At 69.3% G+C, this 22,433-nt stretch carries 18 protein-coding genes; 9 read left to right on the forward strand and 9 right to left on the reverse strand.

Annotated elements, in window-relative coordinates; translation table 11 throughout:
- Positions 1-24 precede the first annotated feature (24 nt).
- The 3 genes from DKG75_RS09620 (at position 25) to DKG75_RS09630 (ending at position 5,297) form a co-directional block, all read left to right on the forward strand.
- Positions 25-2,058, forward strand: coding sequence for a DUF1302 domain-containing protein (locus DKG75_RS09620; RefSeq protein WP_166646382.1), 2,034 nt, complete (start codon positions 25-27; stop codon positions 2,056-2,058).
- 25 nt (positions 2,059-2,083) lie between these two features.
- Positions 2,084-3,460 carry a DUF1329 domain-containing protein gene (locus DKG75_RS09625; protein ID WP_166646381.1) on the forward strand — a complete coding sequence of 459 codons (1,377 nt, stop codon included), beginning with the start codon at positions 2,084-2,086 and terminating at the stop codon, positions 3,458-3,460.
- 205 nt (positions 3,461-3,665) lie between these two features.
- Entirely contained in the window at positions 3,666-5,297 is a 1,632-nt protein-coding gene (locus DKG75_RS09630; RefSeq protein WP_166646380.1) for an FAD-binding protein, read from the forward strand.
- Positions 5,298-5,310: 13 nt separating this feature from the next.
- Here the strand turns inward: DKG75_RS09630 and DKG75_RS09635 are convergent, their stop codons facing one another.
- The 3 genes from DKG75_RS09635 to nosP all read right to left on the reverse strand — a co-directional run bounded on the left by DKG75_RS09635 (position 5,311) and on the right by nosP (position 9,813).
- Positions 5,311-5,943 carry a TetR/AcrR family transcriptional regulator gene (locus DKG75_RS09635; RefSeq protein ID WP_166646379.1) on the reverse strand — a complete coding sequence of 211 codons (633 nt, stop codon included), beginning with the start codon at positions 5,941-5,943 and terminating at the stop codon, positions 5,311-5,313.
- 143 nt (positions 5,944-6,086) lie between these two features.
- Positions 6,087-8,678 carry a hybrid sensor histidine kinase/response regulator gene (locus tag DKG75_RS09640; RefSeq protein WP_109920863.1) on the reverse strand — a complete coding sequence of 864 codons (2,592 nt, stop codon included), beginning with the start codon at positions 8,676-8,678 and terminating at the stop codon, positions 6,087-6,089.
- Positions 8,671-9,813, reverse strand: a complete 1,143-nt coding sequence (gene nosP / locus DKG75_RS09645; RefSeq protein ID WP_109920864.1) for a nitric oxide-sensing protein NosP — start codon at positions 9,811-9,813, stop codon at positions 8,671-8,673. The genes DKG75_RS09640 and nosP overlap by 8 nt, the downstream gene beginning before the upstream one ends.
- Positions 9,814-9,983: 170 nt before the next feature.
- Here nosP and DKG75_RS09650 point away from each other — a divergent pair, with 170 nt between their 5' ends.
- From DKG75_RS09650 to DKG75_RS09670, 5 genes are all read left to right on the forward strand, one after another.
- Positions 9,984-10,370: a c-type cytochrome gene (locus DKG75_RS09650; RefSeq protein ID WP_109920865.1), complete on the forward strand. Its 387-nt coding sequence runs from the start codon at positions 9,984-9,986 to the stop codon at positions 10,368-10,370.
- A gap of 77 nt (positions 10,371-10,447) precedes the next feature.
- Entirely contained in the window at positions 10,448-11,173 is a 726-nt protein-coding gene (locus tag DKG75_RS09655) for an ATP-binding cassette domain-containing protein (protein WP_243746469.1), read from the forward strand.
- A complete protein-coding gene (locus tag DKG75_RS09660) occupies positions 11,170-11,985 on the forward strand; it encodes an ABC transporter permease (RefSeq protein ID WP_166646378.1) in 816 nt (271 codons plus the stop codon). The genes DKG75_RS09655 and DKG75_RS09660 overlap by 4 nt, the downstream gene beginning before the upstream one ends.
- Entirely contained in the window at positions 11,982-13,229 is a 1,248-nt protein-coding gene (locus DKG75_RS09665; RefSeq protein WP_109920867.1) for an FCSD flavin-binding domain-containing protein, read from the forward strand. Before DKG75_RS09660 ends, DKG75_RS09665 begins: the two co-directional genes overlap by 4 nt.
- Positions 13,230-13,232: 3 nt before the next feature.
- Complete coding sequence (locus DKG75_RS09670) at positions 13,233-14,417, forward strand: ABC transporter substrate-binding protein (protein ID WP_109920868.1); 1,185 nt, start codon at positions 13,233-13,235, stop codon at positions 14,415-14,417.
- Here DKG75_RS09670 and DKG75_RS09675 read toward each other — a convergent pair whose 3' ends face one another.
- The 6 genes from DKG75_RS09675 to DKG75_RS09700 all read right to left on the reverse strand — a co-directional run bounded on the left by DKG75_RS09675 (position 14,418) and on the right by DKG75_RS09700 (position 20,326).
- The gene (locus tag DKG75_RS09675; RefSeq protein ID WP_109920869.1) at positions 14,418-15,389 is read right to left on the reverse strand and encodes a YheT family hydrolase; all 972 of its coding nucleotides are present in this window, start codon (positions 15,387-15,389) and stop codon (positions 14,418-14,420) included.
- Between the two features lie 165 nt (positions 15,390-15,554).
- Positions 15,555-16,325, reverse strand: a complete 771-nt coding sequence (locus tag DKG75_RS09680) for an SDR family NAD(P)-dependent oxidoreductase (RefSeq protein ID WP_109920870.1) — start codon at positions 16,323-16,325, stop codon at positions 15,555-15,557.
- Positions 16,326-16,372: 47 nt separating this feature from the next.
- Positions 16,373-16,816, reverse strand: coding sequence for a GNAT family acetyltransferase (locus tag DKG75_RS09685; protein WP_109920871.1), 444 nt, complete (start codon positions 16,814-16,816; stop codon positions 16,373-16,375).
- Positions 16,817-17,806 (reverse strand): NAD-dependent epimerase/dehydratase family protein, encoded by a 990-nt coding sequence (locus DKG75_RS09690; protein WP_109920872.1) that lies wholly within the window; start codon positions 17,804-17,806, stop codon positions 16,817-16,819.
- A gap of 17 nt (positions 17,807-17,823) precedes the next feature.
- Positions 17,824-19,236 carry an FAD-binding oxidoreductase gene (locus DKG75_RS09695; RefSeq protein WP_208111976.1) on the reverse strand — a complete coding sequence of 471 codons (1,413 nt, stop codon included), beginning with the start codon at positions 19,234-19,236 and terminating at the stop codon, positions 17,824-17,826.
- Between the two features lie 112 nt (positions 19,237-19,348).
- Complete coding sequence (locus tag DKG75_RS09700; protein ID WP_109921086.1) at positions 19,349-20,326, reverse strand: L-threonylcarbamoyladenylate synthase; 978 nt, start codon at positions 20,324-20,326, stop codon at positions 19,349-19,351.
- A gap of 95 nt (positions 20,327-20,421) precedes the next feature.
- On the opposite strand from DKG75_RS09700, the gene DKG75_RS09705 reads away from it, so the two are divergent.
- Complete coding sequence (locus DKG75_RS09705; RefSeq protein WP_109920873.1) at positions 20,422-22,218, forward strand: acyl-CoA dehydrogenase family protein; 1,797 nt, start codon at positions 20,422-20,424, stop codon at positions 22,216-22,218.
- Positions 22,219-22,433: the final 215 nt, after the last annotated feature.

The following is a 22,433-nucleotide window of genomic DNA, read 5'->3' on the forward strand; positions in this document are numbered from 1 at the left end:
GGGCACCATGGGGGAACGGTGGGCATGGCACAGGCGACGGCCGCCGGCGGGCGAGACGGCAGCAGACGGAACATTCGGGGTCTCGTCCTGCGGGCGGGCGTGGTCGGCAGCCTGCTGGGCGGGGCGACCACGGCGCTCTCCGAAGTCTATGACTTCGAGAACGGGGCCAGCCTCTCGGTCGGCGTGACCACCACCTATCAGATCGGCATCCGCGCCGAGGACCCGAGCCCGAAATCCTTCTCGCCCGAGACCGATAACATTACGGTGCCGCTGCTGGAACCCATTCCGCTGCTGCCGCCGATCACGACTTCGATCCTGGTGCCGCGGACCTATAATTTCGACGATCCGAACCTCAACTTCGAGAAGGGCGATCTCGTCACCAATGCGGTCAGCGCCCTGCTCGAAGCCAATTTCAAGTATCGGGACTACGGCCTCAGCTTCAGCGGCAACGCCTTCTACGATTTCGTCTACCACCAGTCGAATTCCAACGGCACGGTCTTTCCCGACGGCATCAACAAGACCAATGGGGACCCGGACGAATTCATGGGCGGCACGCGCTATGCCAACGGCGGGCGCTTCCGGCTGCTGAACCTGTTCGCCTATGGCAATTTCGACCTGTTCGGCACCGATCTGTCGCTTCGCGTCGGCAATCAGGTGGTGGCCTGGGGCGAGAGCCTGTTCTTCGGCAATATCGCGGTCTCGCAAGGGGTGGTCGACGTCACCCGCGCCAATACGCCCGGGGCCGAGGTGAAGGACATCCTCCTGCCCCAGCCCCAGGTGGCGATGAACTGGGGGGTTACCCCCAGCCTCTCGATCATGGGCTATTACCAGCCGATCTACGAATTCAACCAGCTCGACGGGCCGGGGGCTTATTTCAGCCGTTCCGACATCGTCGGCCCGGGGGCCGAATTCGCCTATGGCGCGATGAATCCCTTTCCCGACATCATCGCCCAGCTCGCCTCGGCCTGCACCCTGAGCGCGGCGATCCCGAGCTGCGGCAGCCTCGGCCTGCCGGTCCAGGTGGCGCAGATCCTGTCGGACATCCTGAGTTACAATATCCTCGGTATCGCCGATCCCGAGCATCACCGCTTCGACGTCGCCTATGCCGGCGAGATCAAGCCGAACAGCGGGCAATGGGGCGCGGGCCTGCTCTACGACGTGACCGACAACCTGACCGCCGGTCTCTATATCCTCAATTATCACGACAAGAACCCGTCGCCGAGCTTCAACGTCTCGACCATCAAGTCCAACCCGTTCCGGCAGGAGACACTGCTCAGCGCGGTTTCCGGCCTGTGCGGCGGCCTGGGGCTCGACTGCTCGGCGCTCGAGAATGCGGTGACCGGCGCGGTCGACCAGGTCATCGCCACGGTGGCTTCGGTCTACCTGCCCTATAGCTACAACATCCGTTACTTCGACGATATCAAGCTCTACGGCGCCAGCGCGACCACGACGCTCGGCCCGGTCAATGTCGGTTTCGAATTCGCCTATCGCCAGGGCGTGCCCATGCTGGTGGACGGCAATCTCGCCGGCATCACCGCGCCCCAGCCGGTGCGCGGCGACATGTGGCAGGTGAACCTCAGCGGTCTCTATGTCGGCGGCAGCACGGCGTGGTGGGATTCGCTGAACCTGGTGGTCGAGGCCAGCCTCAATCATGTCGTCCACCACGACACCCTCTATATGTTCGACGTCAACGGCGAACCCTTGCAGGACGGCAACGGCAACAATATCAACGCCTTTCGTGAACTGACCGGGGACAAGACGTCCTGGGGCATCCAGGGGCTGGCGGAATTCGGCTATACCGACGTCTTTCCCGGCGGCTGGGACATGTCGGTTCCCGTCGTCTTCGGCATCGCCTTCGGCACACCGGCGGTTTCGGGCGCGCTCGGGGCGCTGTCCGGTTCGGGCGATGTCCGGGTCGCCGCCGGGGTCAAGTTCCGCAAGCTGAACAATCTCGAGATCAGCCTGATGTATAATGCGTTCTTCGGTTCCTATCACCGTATCGAACGCCCGCTCACCGATCGCGACTATGCGATCGCCACGGTCAAATACACGTTCTGAAGAACGGACAGACAGGAGGAAGCCGATGGACCGCAGAAGTTTCGTCAAGGGCACGGCCGCGGCGGCGCTGATGGCCGCCGCCCCGCGCACGCTCTTCGCCAAGGCCGGCGCCGACGAGGTCGCCAGGCTCGGGACCAGCCTCACCCCCACGGGTGCGATCAAGGAAGGCAGCGCCGACGGCCTGATCGCGCCCTGGGCCGGCAAGTGGAACGGGGTCCCGACCGGGCTGTCCTTTGCCGGCACCGGCAAGGTCCAGCCCGATCCCTATGCCGGCGAAAAGCCGTTGTTTTCGATCACGGCGCAGAATGCCGCGCAATATGCCGGCCGCCTGACCGACGGCCAGAAGGCGATGTTCGAGAAGCACCCGGCGACCTTCCGCATGGACATCTATCCGTGCCATCGCGATTTCCGCTTCTCGGACGCCCTGCACGACAATCTGAAGAAGAATGCGCTCGAAGGCGCCTTGACGGCGGACGGCGAAGGCGTGACCGGCGTCTTCGGCGCCCCGGCCTTCCCCTTCCCGAAGTCGGGTCTCGAGGTGATCTGGAACGCCATCAGCCTGCCCCGCGCTTATACCCAGCGCGGCACCATGGACGAGGCGGTGGTCTATCCGGACGGCAATATCGCCTGGGGCGGCCAGCAATGGGACATCTATTCCGCCGCCTATGATCCGGCCGTGCCGCGGGCCTCCTTCGGCGGCGAGTCCGCCTTCGTCTATCGGACCACGGTGAAGCCCGAGCGCAACCGCGGGGAGATCACCCTGGTCCGCGAATTCTGGGATTTCGGCGCCCGGCCGTCCCAGGCCTGGCAATATATCCCGGGCACCCGGCGGGTGAAGCAGGTGCCGGAGATCGCCGGCGACTATCCGCTCGGGCCCGGCGGCTTCCACACCGTGGACGATACCGGCCTCTGGGCCCAGTCGCCCAAGCGCTATGACTGGGAACTGGTGGGCAAGAAGGAAATCTTCGTGCCCTACAACAATTTCGCGACCGAGGATCCGGCGGTCAAATACAAGGACCTGCTGGCCAAGGCGCATCTCAATCCCCAACTGGTACGCTGGGAGTTGCACCGCGCCTGGGTGATCCGGGCCAAGCTGAAGCCGGGCATCCGCCACGTCTATTCGGCCCGTACCCTGTATCTCGACGAGGACGGCCTGTTCCCGGTGCTTGCGGACATGTATGACGCCCGCGGCGCGCTCTACCGGATGGCGATGCAGTGCACCTCCTTCGATTACGCCGGCCTGGTCTTCCAGCCGCGGGTGACGGTCTATCACGACCTCGTCTCCGGCGCCTATATGGCCGACCGCCTGTCGAACGAGGTGACCGACCGCATGCGCTACAACGAGGGCGGCCGCAAGCTCGATGATTATTCCCCGGGCGAATTGAAGCGGCGCGGGGTTTGACGGCGCTCGGCGGGATTATTTCGCGCCGTCCCCCATATGGACGAGGCCCCGCCCCGGCCCGGGCTGGCACAGAAGGGGGAAAGGGCGCGCCGGCCCGCATGCGACGAGCGGCGGCGCGGCAATGCCGAAAGGGGATGGGGCGGTCATGGGCTTGAGCGGTCTCGCGGCGGATCAATCTCCGGGCTGCGCCGCCCTTGATGCGGCCGTGGCGGCGCCCGTCGCCTTCGATCTCGAATGCGATCTCCTCGTCGTCGGTTTCGGCGCCGCCGGTGCCGCGGCCGCCCTCGAGGCGGCGGCGGGGGGGCTGGACGTGCTGCTGGTCGACCGTTTCGCCGGCGGCGGCGCCAGCTGGCTTTCGGGCGGCATCGTCTATGCCGGCGGCGGCACCCGCCACCAGCGCACCGCGGGCCGCAGCGACAGCGCCGAAGCCATGGCCGACTATCTGGCGCGCGAAGTCGGCGACGCGGTCTCGCCCGAGACCGTGCGCCGCTATGCGGCACAGAGCGCGGGCATGATCGACTGGCTGGAAGCCCATGGCGCCGCCTTCGATGCCGCCGAGGCGCCGCATGAAACCTCCTATCCGTCCCGCGATCACTATCTCTATTTCTCGGGCAACGAGATGGTGCCGGCCAACCGCGACGCCATCCCGCCGGCGCCGCGCGGCCATCGGGCCAAGGGCAAATGGCTGTCCGGCCGCGCCATGATGGAGGGCATCATGGCCCGCGTGCGCCGGACCGAGGGCATCCGCATCCGTACCGAGGCGGCCATCGGCCGCCTGATCGTCGACGGCGACGGCACGGTCGCCGGCGCCGAATTGCGCTGTATGCCGGAACGCGGCCTCGCCACCTGGGCGCACCGGCGCCTGGAACGGCTCGCGCGGGTGATGGTGCTCCAGGTCGCGGGTGTCAGCGCCCGGATCGCGCCGCTGCTGGCCGCGCTCGAACGCCGCCATGCCAGGGCGGTGACCGTGCGGGCGCGCCACGGCGTGGTGCTGGCGACCGGCGGCTTCATCAAGAACCGGGCCATGGTGGCGCGCCATGCCCCCGGCTTCATGAAGGGGTTCCCCCTGGGCTCGACCGGCTGCGACGGCAGCGGCATCCGCCTCGGCCTCGGGCTCGGCGGGCGGCTCGACAAGGCGGACAAGATCTCGGCCTGGCGCTTCATCAACCCGCCCCATGCCTTTGCGCAAGGGGTGGTGGTCGACGGCGAAGGCCGCCGCCTGACCAACGAGGAGCAATATGGCGCCCGTCTCGGCGATGCCATGATGCGGCGGGCCGGCGGGCGGGCCTATGTCGTCATCGACGAAGCCTTGCGCCGGGCGGCATTGAAGGAAATCGCCAGCGGCGCCATGTGGGGCTTCCAGTCGTTTCCGGCGCGGGTCCTGATGTTCCGGGCCAAGCGGGCGGCCACGCTGGACGGGCTTGCCGCCAAGCTCGGCATGGCGCCGGCGGTGCTGCGGGAGACGATCGCCGCCAACAATGCGGCGGTGCGCGGCGAGGCCGCCGATCCGGTCGGCAAATCCGACGAGATGCGCGGCGCGGTCGCCGCCGGCCCCTTCTTCGCCCTGGATATTTCCGTCGACAATCCGGCCTTCCCCCTGCCGGTGCTAACCCTCGGCGGCCTTGCGGTCGACGAGGCGACGGGGGCGGTGCTGCGGGATGCCGGCGGCACCATCCCGGGGCTTTACGCCGTCGGGCGCGCGGCCCGCGGCCTGCCGTCCAATTTCTATGTCAGCGGGCTTTCCCTCGGCGATTGCATCTGGTCCGGCCGGCGGACGGCGGCGGCGATCGCGGCCGGCCGGCTCAAGGACAGGCAGAGCGCGACTTCAGGGCCGTAACGGGGATCCGGGCTCAGGCCCCGGGGCGCAGCCCGGCCATGGGCACCAGAACCCGCGTCAGATAGCGGCGCAGTTCCGCGCCGTCGCGCTCGCTCGGGCCGGACATCAGCAGAAGGGACAGGACCATGCGGATGACCGTTTCGGTCACATCCGCAAGCTCGGCGGCCGACATTTCGACCCCGCGCAGGATCTGGCGGATCAGGTCGGTGGACAGGGCCCAGCCCTGTTCGTTCATCATCGCGCCGTGGCTGACGAAGGCGCTGAGGTCGGTTTGCAGGATGACCCCGAGATAGGGTTCCCCGGGCATGGCGGTAAGGGCGAAATGGACGGCCTCCACCAGCCGCTGGGCGGGGTCGTCGAAAGTCTCGACCCGGGCGAGCAGGCGCTGCCCGAGCGAGACCGCCGACTGCATCAGCGCGGCGGAGAGAATATCGTCCCGGCTGGCGAAATAGCGGTAGACCGTGGGCCGGGTCACCCCCGCCTGCTTGGCGATATCGTTCAGGTTGGTCTTTTCGATGCCCCATTGGCGCACGCAGACCACCGCCGCGGCCAGGATGCGCTGCTGCGTGTCGTTGATGGGCGGGCCCTGGGGGACGATCGTCGCCGGGCTGTCGTCAGGTGCCGTCATGGCGAAAGAGTAGAACATCCGGCGCCCGGGGGGAATCCGTCGCCTGCGACCGATCGCCGATAGAGCATGTTCGGAATGACCGCCATTCCAAACATGCTCTATCGCTTTGATTTTACGCATCTTCGGACGGCGAACCGGTTTCCACTTCGCCTGAAGATGCTTTAACCGTCCAGCAGGGCAGTCATCAGGGCGCGCAGCTTGGCCGGCTTCACCGGCTTGTAGAGCAGGGCGCAGCGTTCCATGGCCGAGACGTTGCGTTGCAGTTCGACGCTGCGGTCGGCGGTCAGCAGGGCGGCGGGGACGGCGCCGCCGAGCCGCCGGCGCAGGGCGCCGATCGCCTCGATCCCGGTCTCGCCCCGGTCGAGGTGGTAGTCGGCCAGCACGATGTCGGGCGGGTGGCCGTTGATGCTGTCGATCGCGTCGCGCACGCCGCGCGCCACCGCCACCTCGCACGACCAGCCTTCGAGCAGCGAGCGCATGCCGTCCAGGATCGCCTGTTCGTTGTCGATGACGAGGACGCGGGTGCCGATGCGGGCGACCGGCGTCACCGCCGGGACCGGCACCGCCGGCCGTTCCACCGGCCGCGTCGTCGCGATCGGCAGTTCGATCGAGAAGGCGGAACCGCGCCCGAGAGTCGAGCGCACCTTGATCCGGTGCCCCAGCAAGCGGGCGATGCGGCGCACGATGGACAGGCCGAGGCCGAAGCCGTTGACCATGCCGTTCGGCTGGTCCAGGCGGCGGAATTCCTCGAAGATTTCCTCCATCCGGTCGGCCGGGATGCCGACCCCGGTATCATGGACGAAAATCCGCGCATGATGCCGCCCGCGCCGCACGCCGAGGAGAATGCGCCCCTTCGGCGTGTAGCGGATGGCATTGGACAGAAGGTTCTGCAGGATGCGGCGGAACAGCCGGGGATCGGTCCTGACCGAAAGGGTGGCCGGCACCAGGCGCAGATCGAGGCCGCGGGCGCGGGCGACCGGCCCCATCTCGTCCAGCAGGCCGTTCAGGATCGGCGACAGCGCCACCACCTGTTCCTCGATGGTGACGCGCCCGGCATCGAACTTGGAAATGTCGAGCAGGGTGCCCAGCAGTTCCTCGACCGCGGTCAGGGAATTGTCCAGCTTGCGGATCAGGCCGGCGCTCGGCACCGGCAGGGCCTGGTCGGTCAGGGACGAGACGAAGAGACGGGCGGCGTTCAGGGGCTGCAACAGGTCGTGGCTGGCGTCGGCCAGGAATTTGGTCTTCGACACGTTGGCGCGTTCGGCGTCGAGCTTTGCCTGTTGCAATTCGATCGACACGCGCTCGCGCTCGGAGATTTCGTTGCGCAGGGTCTCGTTCAGGGTGACCAGGGTCGCGGTGCGTTCCGCGACCCGGCGCTCCAGCATCTCGTTCGCCTCGGCCAGGAGCTTTTCCGCCCGCCGCCGTTCGGTGATGTCCTGGATCAGGGTGAAGAAGCCGATGACGGCACCGTCGTCGGCGATATGGGGGACATAGGTGGCGATGCCGAAGCGGCCCTGGCCTGGCAGCATCAGTTCGAAGGTGGTGAAGCGCCCGCTCAGGGCCTGATCCATATGGCCCTTGCGGGTGGCGAAATCGGCCGGCGCCAGGATCTGCGCGACATGCAGCCCGAGCGGATCGTGGCCGCGGCCGAAGGTCTCGCGGTAGGGCCGGTTGGTGAAGCGGTAGATCAGCCCGGCATCGACATAGCAGATCATGGCCGGCATGGCGTCGGTGACGAGGCGGATGCGGCGCTCGCTGTCGCGAAGGGCGACCTCCGCCTCCTTCCGCGTCGTCACGTCGGCGAAGGTGCAGACGAAGCCGCCGTCCGGCATGCGGTCGCGCTTGATCGAGAACCAGCGCCCCATCCAGCTGCATTCGTCCGAGCCGGTGCCCACTTCCGGCACCAGGGCGGTGGAGCCCCGGCGCTCGTTGTAGGCCTTGAATTCGTCGAAGGTGGCGCCCGGCATGGCGAAGACCGGCGGCAGGTCGAGCAGGCGCCAGAACCGCTCGTTGGCATGGACCAGCATGCCCCCGGCCTCGAACACGGCGACGCCCAGCGACATGCTTTCGATCGTCGCCTGGAGGTGCAGCGAGCGCTCGGCCAGGGCCTGTTCGCGCATTTCGTGCTCGGCGCGCTTCAGGTCGGTGATGTCGGTCAGGACCGAGGCGATGCCGCCCTCGGCCGAGAGGCGGTCGTTCATCTGCACCCAGCGCCCGTCGCGCAGCGCATAGATGCTGCGCGCCGGCTGGCCGCGGCGGACCTGCTGGCGTTCCGCCAGCCGGCTCTTGATCCAGTCGGCCGCCAGTTCCTGCACCATGGCGATGTCGCCGTGGCGGAAGCCTTGCGTCAGCAATTCGTGATAGGTGATGCTGGCCCGCACCCGGTCGCGCTGCGACGGCCAATAGTCCAGGAATTTCTGGTTGAACAGGATCAGGCGGTCGTCCCGGTCGAACAGGGCGAAGCCTTCCGACATCGAATTGATGGCGTCGTGCAGCCGGTTCTGCGCCGTGTGGCTGGCGATGATCGCGGCGTTCAGCTCGTTGTTGGTCGTCTCCAGCGAGCGCATGGCCTCGGTCAGCTCGCGGGTGCGGTCGTTCACCTTGCGGTCGAGGAAGATCGCCGCCTCGAACAGGGAAAAGGCATTGCCGTGGAAATCGAGGCTGCGCTCGACCCGGCCCATCAGGGCGCGGTTGATCTCGGTCAGCTTGGCGACCTGGCGTTCCAGCTGGCTGATACGGTCGGCGTCACTCATGGTCTTGCCCGGTGCCGAAGGCGATGCCGGTGAAGGTCTGGTTGACGTGCATCATGCCGAATTGCTCGCCGTAGGTGGAGAAGCCGACGACCTGGTTCTCGACGAACAGTTTGGAGACGAGGCCGAGGATCTGGCGCTGTTCCATCTCGAGATAGCGGAACACGCAGTCGAAGCCGAGGATCGCCTCGATGCTGCCGACGGAACGCTTGAGGTTCTCGAAGGTGTCGACCAGATTGGCGACGAGGTCGATCGAATTGGCGACGGTGAGCACGATGCCCTCGTCGATCGCGCAGAAGAACGACAGGCTGCCGTCCTCGTGCACGCGCTGGATGGAACGGACATAGTCGCGCCCGCCGGCCCGGACCACCAGGGGATGGGCGGCGAAGACCTGGGCGTTCAGCTCCCCGTCGCGCAGGCCGATCAGCCGGGCGTATTCGGCCGCCGCCGGCTCGGCGTTGATCTCGGCGACCAGCCGGCGCGAGGGATCGGCCCGCGTCACCACCAGCTTCTCGCTGGAGGAGACGAAATGCTGGGTCTGGAACACCTGGAACGGCAGGTCGGTGGAGATCAGGGTGACGATCGCCGCATCCTTCCGCGCGATCTCGCCGAGAAGCACCCGGGTCTCGCGGAACATCAGGTCGTCCCCGGCGGAGCCGCCGACGAGGGGGATCTCCTCGAAGGCGTCGCCGAGGATGGAGACCAGCATTTCCTCGCTCATGGACAGGCCGTCGCTGATCAGCAGGGCGAAGGTGCCGCCCGCGCGCCCGCCCCGCGCCTCGCCGTGCAGCTGGCGCATCTCGCGCACCAGGGTCTGGCCGTCCTCGAAGCTGAAGGCGGACATATTCTCGATCAGGCGGGCGGTCGCGGTGAAATGGGCGGCGGAAAAGGCGATGACGGTCACCGTGCCGGTGCGATAGCCGAAGGGCGTGATCTCGCCCGCCGTGGTGCAGCCGGCGATCGGGGTGCCGGGGAATTCCTCTTCGATGCCGGCGGCGACGCCGGTCAGGTTATAGGCCGGCGAGCAGAACAGCAGCAGCAGGGCGACCGGGGCCTGCCCGATGCCGGCGACGATGTCGGCGACCGCCGCGTCGACATCCGCCGCCTCGCTGGTCGCGCGCCGGATACCGCGGTCCATTGCCCCTGCCTGTTCGCTCATGTCTCCCCGCCTTGGCCGCTTCGCCGCGGCACTCTCCCGATGGTGCGATCATGGCGCCCGGATTTCCATCACGTCTACTGATCGAAAGTGCAATTGGCGCCCTGGCCTCGCGCCCGTAGCGTCCCCTCGAATAACGGGAGGAAGCCGACGTGTCTGCCAGAATTGCCTTCGCCGGGACATTTTTCGCCGCCCTTGCCCTTGTCGCCCCGGCCGAGGCCCAGGAACTGGCTGCACCGGATTTGGCGGCGGGCGAGAAGGCATTCAAGAAATGCATGTCCTGCCACAGCGTGAAGGCGGACGAGAACAAGGTCGGCCCCCATCTGTTCGGCATCGTCGACCGGCCCGTCGCCTCGGTCGGGGGCTTCAAGTATTCGGACGCGATGAAGGCGAAGGGCGGGGCCTGGACGCGCGAGGAACTGGACGCCTACCTGACCAACCCGCGCCAGGCCCTGCCCGGCACCAACATGAGTTTCATGGGGCTGAAGAAGCCCGAGGAGCGCGCGGCCCTGATCGATTATCTGGCGGCGCAGAAATAGGCCGGGCCATGGGCGAGATCGTCTCCCTGCCGCGGCGCGCCTCCCCCTCCGGCGGGGGTGGGGGCGAGGGGGAGCCGGTGCTCAAGGTCAGTACCCTGTCGCGCCATTACGGCGGGCGCCGCGCCCTCGACGGTGTCGACCTTCAGGTCGCGCCGGGGGAGATCGTCGCCCTGCTCGGGCCGAACGGCGCCGGCAAGACCACGCTGTTCCGGATCGTCGAGGGCCTGATCCCGGCCGACGGCGGCACGGTGACGGTGGCCGGGATCGAGGTCGCACGGCGGCCGGCGGCGGCGCTCGCGGCCCTCGGCATCGTCTTTCAGGAAACGACCCTCGACCTCGACCTGACGGTGGCCGAGAACCTGCGCTATTACGCGGCGCTGCGCGGCATTGCCCGGGGCACGCGGGCGGCGGCGGCGCAGCAGGCGCTGGTCCGCCTCGGGCTCGAGGAACGGGCGGGATCGCGGGCGCGGGAATTGTCCGGCGGGCTGCGGCGGCGGGTGGAACTGGCCCGCGCCCTGATCGGCACGCCGCGCCTTCTCCTCCTGGACGAGCCGAGTGATGCCCTCGATCCGGCCAGCCGCATCGCGCTCCGCGCCGAGATCGACCGCCTGCGCCATCTGACCGGCTGCGGCGTGCTCTGGGCCACCCATCTGGTCGAGGAAGTGGGCAATGCCGACCGGGTGGTGATCCTCGACCGCGGCCGGGTGATCGCGGCCGGGCCGCCGGCGGCGATCGTCGCCGCGGCGGGCGGCGCCAGCCTGACCGAAGCCTTTCTCGCCCTGACCGGGAAGGGGGCGTCATGACCGGCATGGGCCATGCTCTGGGCGCGGCGGGCGCCATCGTCCGGCGGGAATTGCGCCGCTTCGTCGAGCAGCGCAGCCGGCTGGCCTCGGCCCTGGTGCGGCCCTTGCTGTGGCTGATGGTCTTTGCCGCTGGCTTCCAGAATGTCTTCGGCGTCTCGATCATCCCGCCCTATCAGACCTATGTCACCTATCAGGTCTATGTCCTGCCCGGGCTGGCCGCCATGGTGCTGCTGTTCAACGGCATGCAATCGTCGCTCTCGCTGGTCTACGACCGGGAAATGGGCATGATGCGCCTGCTGCTGACGGCGCCCCTGCCGCGCTGGTGGCTGCTGCTGGCCAAGCTCGCCGCCGGGGTGGCGCTGTCGCTGGTCCAGGTCTATGCCTTTCTCGGTGTCGCCGCCCTGTTCGACGTCCGCCTGCCCGCGCTCGGCTATCTCACGGTGCTGCCGGCGCTGGTGCTGGCCGCCCTGATGCTGGGGGCGATCGGCCTGCTGCTGTCGGCGACGATCCGGCAGCTGGAGAATTTCGCCGGGGCGATGAATTTCGTCATCTTCCCCATGTTCTTCCTCTCCAGCGCGCTCTACCCCTTGTGGAAGATCGCGGAGGCGGCGGCGGCCCCGGTCCACTATCTCTGCCTGGTTAATCCCTTCACCTACGCCGTCGAACTGATCCGCTTCGCCGCCTATGGCGAGGTGGCGCCGGTGGCGCTCGGCGTCGTCCTGGGTGTTACGGCCGTGGCCTTCGCCCTGGCGTGCCGGGCCTATGATCCGCAGCGCGGCCTGCTGGGCCGGGCGCGGGCGCAGCCGGCGTGACGAAGGGCGGCATCGGCCGGCGCGGGCTGCTGGCGGGGGCGGGGGCGGCGCTGCTGTCCCGGCCCTTGAATGCCGGGACCTTGGCGCCGGCGCTTGCGGTCGTCGGCGGCGGCATTGCGGGCATGACGGCGGCGCGGCGCCTGCGTGCCCTGCTGCCGGCGGCGCGGATCACGGTGTTCGAGCCGCTGCCCGCCTATCATGCCTGCTATGGCGCCAATCAAGTGCTCGGCGGCTGGCTGGACGATGCACGGCTGCGCTTCCGCCATGATGCGCTGGCCCGCCTCGGCATCGGCCTGGTGCGGGAAACGGTCGCGCGCATCGATCTCGACGGGGCCCGGCCGCGCATCGGCGGGCGGGCCTTCGATCATGTCGTCCTGGCCGCCGGCGTCGCCATGGCCGCCCCCGCCTATGACGGCTACGACCCCGCCGCCACGCCGCCCTATTGGACCGCGGGCGAGGGCATCCTGCCGCTGCGCGACCGCATCGACGCCCTGCCCGACGATGCCACCGTGGTTATGGTGGTGCCCGGCGCGCCCTATCGCTGTCCGCCCGCGCCCTATGAACGGGCGACGGCGATCGCGGCGCGGATGCAGGCGCGGGGTCGGCGCGGGCGGGTGGTCATCCTCGATGCCAAGGGCAGCTTCCCCAAGCAGGCCCTGTTCGAGGATGCGTGGCGGCGGCTCTACCCCGGCCGGGTGGAATGGCTGCCCCTCGACATGATCGGCCGGGTGACGGCGATCGCGGGCGATGCGGTGATCACTGCCACCGACCGCTTCCGCTTCGATCTTCTCCACGTCATTCCGCCGCAGACGGCGGCGCGGGTCGCCCTCGACAGCGGCCTTGGCGATGGCACCGGCTGGGTGCCGGTGACCGGGCCCGCCTTCCGCCATCCCCGGGCGGCCAGAGTCTCCGCGCTGGGCGACGGCTGCATCGCCGGCGACATGCCGAAATCCGCCTTTTCCGCCAATGCCCAGGCCCGGGTCGCCGCCGCCACCCTGGCGGCCGAATTCCTGGACCTGCCGGCGCCGGCGCCCGACCTGTTCAACACCTGCTACAGCCGCCTTGCCGAGGCGGAAACCGTGCTGGTGGGCGGGCCCTTCGCCTTCGTGGACGGGCGGATCAAGGCCCATGACGGTTTCATCAGCACGCCGGGCGAAAGCGCCGAAAAGCGCAAGGCCCAGACCGAGGAAGCCGTCGCCTGGATCGACCTTTTTTCCGCCGGCATTTTCGGCGCGGGAGACTGAGCCATGCGCGTGATCGCCGTCCTTCTCGCCCTGCTTCTCGCCGCGCCGGCGGCGGCGGCCCCCCTGACCCTCGATATCATCCATGTTACCCGGGACGAGGAGGCGCCGATCCCCTTCTCCTTCATGGAGCCGGTGCCGGCGGGGGAGGGGATCGAGGGCGCCCGCCTCGGCCTTGCGGACAATAATGCCTCCGGCCGCTTCACCGGCCAGGCCTATGGGCTCGGCGAGATCGTGATCCCGCGCGACGGCGCGCTGGCGGCGGTGCCGGAACTGGCGGCGCTGCTGGCGGCGGGGCCGCGCGTGGTGGTCGCCGATCTCGGCCGTGCCGACCTCGAAAGCCTGCTCGCCCTGCCGGGAACGGCGGACGACATCATCGTCAACGCGCGGGCGACCGACGATGCCTTGCGCCGCGAGGGGTGCCGCGCCAACCTGTTCCACACCGCCGTCTCGCGCGCCATGCGGGCCGACGGGCTGGCGCAATATCTGGTCCTGATGGGCTGGAAGCGCTGGTTCCTGGTGGTCGGGCCGGCATCGGCGGACCAGAATTTCGCCGCCGCGATCCGGCGCAGCGCCACGCGCTTCGGAGCCCGCATCGCGCTCGAGAAGCCCTGGACCTATGAGGTCGGCCACCGCCGCACCGACAGCGGCGTGACCAATGCCCGCGAGGAAATCCGCCCCCTGACCAAGGTCGACGACTACGACGTGCTGGTGGTTGCCGACGAGGCGGATGATTTCGGCGAATACCTGCCCTATCGGACCGCGCTGCCGCGCCCGGTCGCGGGCACCCACGGCCTGGTTCCCCTGGGCTGGAGCCGGGCGAACGAGCAATGGGGCGCCACCCAGTTGCAGCGCCGCTTCGAGAAACAGGCGAAGCGCTTCATGACCGCCCGGGATTACGCCAACTGGCTGGCCGTGCGCGCCCTGGGCGAGGCCATGACCAAGGCCGGCAGCGCCGAGCCGGCGGCGCTGCGCGCGGCCCTGCTGTCGCCCGAATTCGGCGTCGCCGGCTTCAAGGGGGCGCCCCTGTCGTTCCGGCCCTGGGACCGGCAGATGCGCCAGCCGGTCCTGCTCGCCACCACCCGCAGCCTCGTCGCCGTAGCCCCCGAGGACGGTTTCCTGCACCGGGTGACGCCGCTCGACACGCTCGGCGACGACGAGCCGGAAAGCGCCTGCCCGGCACGCGGCTGATCACAGGGTGGCCAGGAAGCGCTCGATCAGGTCGATGTACCAGATGCCGTCGCGGCCGTGGTGGCCGACATGGCCGCCGCCCGGGGTGAAGGCGGGGATGACCGCGGGCACCGCCGCCCAGTCGACCTCGCGGTAGGGCGCGAAGGGCACGATCGGATCGTCGCCGGCGGCGATCACCAGGGCGGGGACGCGGATCCCGGGCACGAAGTAACGCGCGCTGTTCTGCCGGTAGAAGGTTTCGGCATCGGCCACGCCGTTGCGCGGCGCGGTCACATTCGCGTCGAATTCGACGAAGCTGCGCGCGGCGGCGACGGCGGCCCGCAAGGCATCGCTCAGCTCGGCGCCGGGGGCGACATATTCGGCCTTGAAGCCCTTCATCAGATGGGCCTGGAACAGGCGGTTGGCCCGCCGGTTCAGGCTGCGCGAGGTCCGGCCCAGGTCGATCGGCGCGCAGACGGCGGCGACCGCCCGGACGGGACCGGCGGCGCCCTGTTCCCCGGCCAGTTTCAGGACCGTGTTGCCGCCCAGTGAAAAGCCGATGGCGACCACGCCCCTGGCGGTCAGCCCCGCGGGCAGGCCGGCGATGGCATCGCGCAGGTCGCCCGAGCGGCCGGCATGGTAGTGACGCCGGCAATCGGGCCGGCTGGGCCCGGCACCGCGCAGGTTCAGGCGCAGCACCCGGAAGCCGAGGGGCAGCAGGCGGGCCGCCGTCTCCAGCATGTAGTAACTGTCCGCGCTGCCCGACAGGCCATGGGCGAGCAGGACCAGCGGCGCCTCGGCGCGGATGGTCGCCGGCAGGTCCAGGGTGGCATGCAGGATGTCGCCGGTGCCGTCGCCGACCGGCAGGCGCAGGGGATTGGCGGCGGCGGCCGGCCGCGCCGCCACCGGTTTCACCAGGGCGTTGCGCACGGTCTGCAAGCGCCCGCCCCACCAGGGAAAGCGCGACCGGAAGGGAGGCAGGACGAGGGTCATGACCGGAACGCATCTTTCTGGCACCGGGGCCGGCGGGCTTGAGCTTCGGTCGCGGAGTTTTTCCCCTCACCCAACCCTCTCCCCGGAGGGGCGAGGGCTTTGCAGCGCGTTCCCTCGCCCCTCCGGGGAGAGGGACAGGGTGAGGGGGAAAACACAGGAAGCGCCCTAGAAGATGGCATAGCCGCCGTCGAGCACAAGGCAGTCGCCGGTGTGAAAGGCACTGGCGTCGGACGCCAGATAGACGGCGATGCCGGAAAAATCCCGCGGGCTGCCCCAGCGCCGCACCGGCACCCGGGGCAGGACCTTGTCCCGGAAGCGGGGCATGGCGAACAGGCCCTCGGTCATGTCGGTCTCGATCCAGCCGGGCAGGATGGCGTTGCAGCGGATGCCGTCCCGGCCGAGTTCCGCGGCGATCGCCCGCATCATGGCGATGACGCCGCCCTTGGTGGCGCCGTAATGCTGGTTGCGGGCGGCGCCCTCGATCCCGGCCAGGGATGCGGTGACGACCAGCGAGCCGCCACCGCCCCGGGCCGTCATGTGACGCGCGGCTTCGCGTAAGGTCAGGAAGGCGCCGTCGAGATTGACCGCCATGACCCGGCGCCATTCGTCGAGGCCAAGCTCCATGAAGGACGGCGCCATGCCGCCGACGCCGGCATTGGCGAAACAGGTATCGACCCGGCCGAACTTGGCCAGCGTGCGGGCGAAACCGTCGGCGACCGCCGCCTCGTCGGCCACGGAAACCTCGAAGGCCGCGACCTCGGTGCCATGGACTTCCAGGCGCTCGACGGCGGCGGCATTCTTCTTCGCGTTGGTGCCCCAGAGGGCGATGGCGGCCCCGGCCTGGGCGCAGCCCTCGGCAAGGCCGAGGCCGATGCCTGAATTGCCGCCGGTCACCAGCACCACCTTGCCGGTCAGGTCGAAGGGTTTGAAACTCATCGCTGCTCTCCCCGTTATCGGTTCTTGTTGTGCGGAAGATTGCGTCGTCAGGCGTCCAGCGGCCGCCCGTCCAGCCAGCGCGCCATCATCACCCGTTTCTGCTCGCCATAGCCCGCCGCCGCGTAGAAGGCGCGGACGCGGTCGTTCTCCGGCCGGATCAGCAGGTGCATCTTCTCGATGCCGCGCGCCGCGGCCCAATCCTCGGCCGCCTTGACCAGGATCCTGCCCAGGCCCCGGCCCTGCAACGCGGGAGCGACGGCGACATAATACATCCAGGCCCGGTGCCCCTCGTGCCCGACCATGACGCTGCCGGCGAGGCGGCCGTCGTCGCCGACGGCCAGCAGGATCTCGGCCTCGTGCGAGGCGCGGGCACGGGCGATGTCGGCCCGGGGGTCGTTCCACGGCCGGGTCAGGCCCGTCGCCTGCCAGAGGGCCGCCAGCGCCTCGACATCGGCATCGGCGATGGGACGCAGGGTAACCTCAGGGGACATTCAGGCTGGCCTCTCGATATAGCCCTGGGCGATCAGCCAGTCGGCGCAATCGGCGACCATCTCGGCCAGGGGCCGGGTCTGGTAGCCGAGATCCTCCTGCGCCCTGAGGCTGGGGCAGGGGTTGGTCTTGGCCGCCATGGCCGCGACCTCGGGCGTGATCGGCGGCTCGCGCCCGGTCAGCGCCCCGCGCAGGGCATAGAGCCGGGCGAAGACGCTCAGCACCCCGAGCGGCAGGACCGAAGGCACGCGCGGCTTGCCCAGGCGCCGGCAGATTTCGGTCACGAAGTCGCGCATGGTCGCATCGGTGCCGCCCAGGATGTAATTGGCCCCGGTCCGGCCCAGTTCATAGGCGGCGACATGGGCGCGCACCACTTCGCGGACATGGGCGAAGGACAGGGCGCCGGGCGGGATCGCCTGCAATTCGTCCTGCGCCACCATCAGGAACAGCCGGGCCCAGGTGTGGCTGTCCTGGGCCCCGACGATGGCGCCCGGGTTCAGGATCACGGCGTCGAGGCCGCGCTCGATCGCCTTGCGCACTTCCTGCTCGGCCAGGAACTTGGATTTCTGGTAGTTGATCCAGGACAGGCCGCCCTTCATGGGCGTGTCCTCGGTGATGGTGCCGTCGACCAGGCCCCAGGCGGAAATGGTCGAGGTGTGGATGAAGCGCTTCGCCCGCTTTTCCAGGGCGACCGTGCACATGTTGCGCGTGCCGGTCACATTGTTGGCGGTCTGGCGGTCGTTGTTGCGCGACCACATGTTGGTGTCGCCCGCGACGTGGAACACCGCCTCCGGCGCGGCCGGCATGGCCGACCGCAGCGAATCGAGGTCGGTGATCGAACCGTTGACGATCCTGACGGCGCGCTTCGACAGATACCTGGTGTTCGAGCCGGCGCGGACGAGGCAGGTGACCTGCCAGCCCCGCTCCAGCAACTCGTCCACAAGGTTGATGCCGACAAAGCCGGTCGCCCCCGTGACAAATGCCATTGGCATGTGAGCCCTCCCCAATTTTATTGTCTGACCACTTTGCCCGGGTTCATCAGTCCCTTCGGGTCGAATGCCGTCTTGATGCGGCGCTTGAGGTCGATTTCGACCTGATCGTGATAGCGGGTGATTTCCTCCACCTTCAAGCGGCCAAGTCCATGTTCGGCAGAGATCGAGCCGGCATGGGCATGGACGATGTCGTGCACAAGCTGGGCGAATTCTTCCGTTCGGGCAAGGAAATCCGCAGGTGATGCACCCAGGGGTTGACTGAGGTTGAAATGCAGGTTGCCGTCGCCGACATGGCCGAAGCAGACGATGCGCACCCCGGGGTCGCGCGCCCGGACCGATGCCTCGGCCGCGGCGACGAAGCCGGCGATGCCCGGCACCGGGATCGAGACGTCGTGCTTCAGGCTGGCGCCCTCGGGGCGCTGGGCGTCCGACATATCCTCGCGCAGGGCCCAAAGGGCGGCGGCCTGGGCGTCGGAGGCGGCGATCGCCGCATCCTGCACCAGGCCATCGGCGATCGCCGTGCCGAGGGCGGCTTCCAGCACCGCCTGCTGGTCGGCCCCTTGCGAGGCGATTTCGGTCAGGACATACCAGGGCGAGGGCGCCGCCAGCGGCCGCCGGCGCCCGGGCATATGGCGCAGGACGAAGCCGAGGCCGATCTCGGGGATCAGTTCGAAGGCGGTCAGCGCCTCCCCCGCGGCACCGCGCAGCCGGCCGAGCAGGGCGACCGCCGCCGCCACGTCTGACACCGCGCAGAAGGCGACGGCCCGGCCCGCCGGCCGCGGCCACAGCTTCAGGCAGGCGGCGGTGATCACGCCCAGCGTCCCCTCCGCCCCAATGAACAGGTGCTTCAGGTCATAGCCGGTATTGTCCTTGCGGAGCGCGCGTAGCCCGTGCCAGAGCCGCCCGTCCGGCAGCACCACCTCGAGCCCGAGGACCTGTTCCCGGGTATTGCCGTAGCGCAGCACATGGATGCCGCCGGCATTGGTCGACAGATTGCCGCCGATGGTGCAACTGCCCTCGGAGGCCAGCGAGACGGCGTAATGCCGGCCGGCCGCCTCGGCCGCGGCCTGGACCTCGGCCAGCAGGCAGCCGGCCTCGACGGTGATCGTGTCGCCGGCGGGATCGACCGCGCGGATCTGGCGCAGCCGGTCGGTCAGGATCAGCACCTCGCGGCCGCTGCCGTCCGGGGTGGCGCCGCCGACGAGGCCGGTATTGCCGCCCTGGGGCACCATGGGCACGCCGGCCTCGTAAAGCAGGGCCATGGCCGCGGCGAGATCGGCCACGCGCGCCGGCCGGACGGCGAATGCGGCGGCGCCGGCATAGCGGCCGCGATGGTCGCGCAGTTTCGGGGCCAGATCGGCCGGATCGGTGATCAGGCCCGAAGGGCCGAGGATCGCGGCGAGCTTGCCAAGGATATCGGCCGGGATCATGGCGCTTCCCCCTCACCCCGGCCCTCTCCCCGGAGGGGCGAGGGAGTCGATGCCATGTCCTCCCTCGCCCCCTTGGGGGAGAGGGTCGGGGTGAGGGGGTAGGCGCCGCCCATCAGCCCACCCCCCGCGGCGCCGCCGCCCGTGCCAGGCGGTCGCGGATCGCCTCGCCCAGGCCGTCGCCGGGCACGGGCATGACGGCGATGGCCCGGGCGCCGCTGCCATCGAGCTGGCGCAGCATGGCGAAGAGATTGGCCGCCGCCTCCGCCAGATCGCCGGCGGCCGAGAGGTTGAGGGTCGCCTTCGCCCCCTCCAGGGCCGGGCCGAAGGCGAGCAGGGCCTCGTCCGGCGCGACCGTGGCCGCATCCAGGCGGACCGGCAGCCCCGGGGCGTAGTGGGAGAGCAGGCGGCCGGGGCTTTGCGGCGCCTGGGCATCGTCCCCGGCCGCGCGCAGCGGGCCGGCGATCGCCTCGATCGCGGCCCGGGGCAGGCCGCCCGGGCGCAGCATGGTGGCGCCCGCCGCGAACAGGCCGACGATGGTCGATTCGACCCCGACCGGCGCCGTCCCCCCGTCGATCACCAGGGCGAGGGCGTCGGCCGGAAAACTGTCCGCGACATCCCGGGCCGAGGTCGGGCTGAGCTTGCCCGAGGGATTGGCGCTGGGCGCCGCCAGGGGGCGGCCGGCGGCGCGGATCACGGCCCGCGCCACCGGGTGCGCCGGGCAGCGCAGGGCGACGGTGTCGAGCCCGGCGGAGGCCAGCAGGGAAATCCCACCCGCTGGCCGGCGCGGCAGCACCAGGGTCAGGGGGCCGGGCCAGAAGGCCGCCATCAGCCGGGCCGCCAGGGGCGAGACCACGGCATAGGCCGCCGCCTCGGCCGCATCGGCGAGATGGATGATCAGGGGGTTGAAGCTGGGCCGGCCCTTGGCGGCGAAAATCGCCGCGACGGCGCGATCGGACGTCGCGTCACCGGCGAGGCCGTAAACGGTTTCGGTTGGCAGCCCGACGAGAAAACCACTCTTGAGTGCGGCGCCGGCTTGAGCAATGGTCTCGGCCACCGGGGGTCTGATGGGCACCGTCGTCTGCGGCGTCATGTCGGCTTCCATGGTAAGACTTGGCCTTAGCATATCGCGCCTGTCCGTCAAAGGTCGCAGGCCGTAAAACAGACAATCTTCGGAGAGCTTGATCCATGACCGTCTATTCCGCCCCGTCGCGTGAGCTGCTGTTCACGCTTCAGTCCATCGGTCGCCTCGGCGATCTGTCGGGCTTCGAGCTTTACGAACATGCGACGCCGGAAACCGTGGAACAGGTGATCGAAGAGGCCGGCAGGCTGGCCCGCGACGTGATCGCCCCGACCAACCCGATCGGCGACAAGAACGGCGCCAAGCTCGAAAACGGCCGGGTCCTGCTGCCCAAGGAATTCGAGACCGCCTGGAAAGCCTATACCGAAGGCGGCTGGCCGGGCGTGCCCTTCGAGGCCGAATTCGGCGGCCAGAGCCTGCCCTGGACGGTCACGGTCGCGGTCTCCGAACTCTGGTCGTCGTCGAACATGGCTTTCGGCCTCGTCATGCTGCTGAACCAGGGCGCCACCGAGGCGATCCACGCCCATGGTACCGAGGAACAGAAGGCGATCTATCTCGAAAAGATGATCGCCGGCGAATGGACCGGGACCATGAACCTGACCGAGCCCCAGGCCGGTTCCGACCTCGGCGAGATCAAGTCCCGCGCTACCCCGGGCGAAGACGGCACCTGGCGCATCAAGGGCCAGAAGATCTTCATCACCTTCGGCGAGCACGACCTCGCGAAGAACATCATCCATCTGGTGCTGGCCAAGACCCCGGGCGCGCCCGCCGGTTCCAAGGGCATTTCCTGCTTCATCGTGCCGAAGTTCCTGATCAACGAGGACGGCTCGCTCGGCAAGCGGAACGATGTCCGCTGCGTCTCGCTCGAACATAAGATCGGCATCCACGGCTCGCCCACCTGCGTCATGGCCTTCGGCGACAACGACGATTGCGTCGGCTATATGATCGGCAAGGAAAACCGCGGCCTTCAGGCCATGTTCACGATGATGAACAATGCCCGCCTGTCGGTCGGCGTGCAGGGCCTCGGCCTTGCCGAGCGCGCCTATCAGCAGGCGCTGGCCTTCGCCCAGGAACGCCGCCAGAGCCGGGCCGTCGGCGCCCCTCCGGGCCCCTCCGCGATCATCGAGCATCCGGACGTGCGCCGCATGCTGTTCACCATGCGCTCGACTATCGACGCCATGCGCGCCCTGGTCTGCCGCAATGCGCTGGCCATCGACCTCGCCAAGGTCGCCCCGACCGAGGAGGAGCGCACGAACGAGCGCGCCCTGGCCGACCTGCTGACCCCGATCACCAAGTCCTGGTGCACGGACCGCGGCACCGACCTGACCTCGCTGAACATCCAGATCCACGGCGGCATGGGCTTCATCGAAGAGACCGGCGCCGCCCAGCACTGGCGCGACAGCCGCATCGCCCCGATCTACGAGGGCACCAACGGCATCCAGGCGATCGACCTCGTCACCCGCAAGGTCCCGCTTCAGGGCGGCGACACGGTGCGCGGCCTGATCGGCGAGATCGAGGCGGTGATCCCGGCCCTGAACGCCGCCGGCCATGCCGACCTCGCCGCGATCGCGGCGGCGTTGGCCCCGGCGGCGGCGGGTTTCGCCAAGGCGACGGACTGGGTGCTGGCCAATGTCGCGACCAATACCGACGACGTGCTGGCCACCGCCTCCACCTATCTGGAGATGGCGGGCAATGTGGTCGGCGGCTGGCTGCTGGCCCGCCAGGCCCTGGCCGCGGTCGAAAAGCTGAAGGAAGACGGCGCCGACCGGAAGTTCTTCGGCGCCCGCATCGCCTCCGCCCGCTATTTCGCGGAACAGCGCCTGCCGGTCGCGGCGGCGCTGCTCGGCCCCGTGACCACAGGCAACGCCATCCTGGCCGACCTGCCCGGCCTGCTGGTCGCCTGAGCGGATCCGCCCCTCACCCCATCCCTCTCCCCGCAAGCGGGGCGAGGGGGTCGCTCTGCGCAAGGCATCGACTCCCTCGCCCCCTTGGGGGAGAGGGCGGGGGTGAGGGGGTTTCGCGTCCCGCTTGACGCCGCGTCCGGGCGCCTTGGCGGGCACAGGTTGACGTGCGCGTCAACCGGCCTACACTCGCATCCGCAACGAAAATAGAAGCGGGT

The organism is Zavarzinia compransoris, from assembly GCF_003173055.1.
Lineage (GTDB): Bacteria > Pseudomonadota > Alphaproteobacteria > Zavarziniales > Zavarziniaceae > Zavarzinia > Zavarzinia compransoris.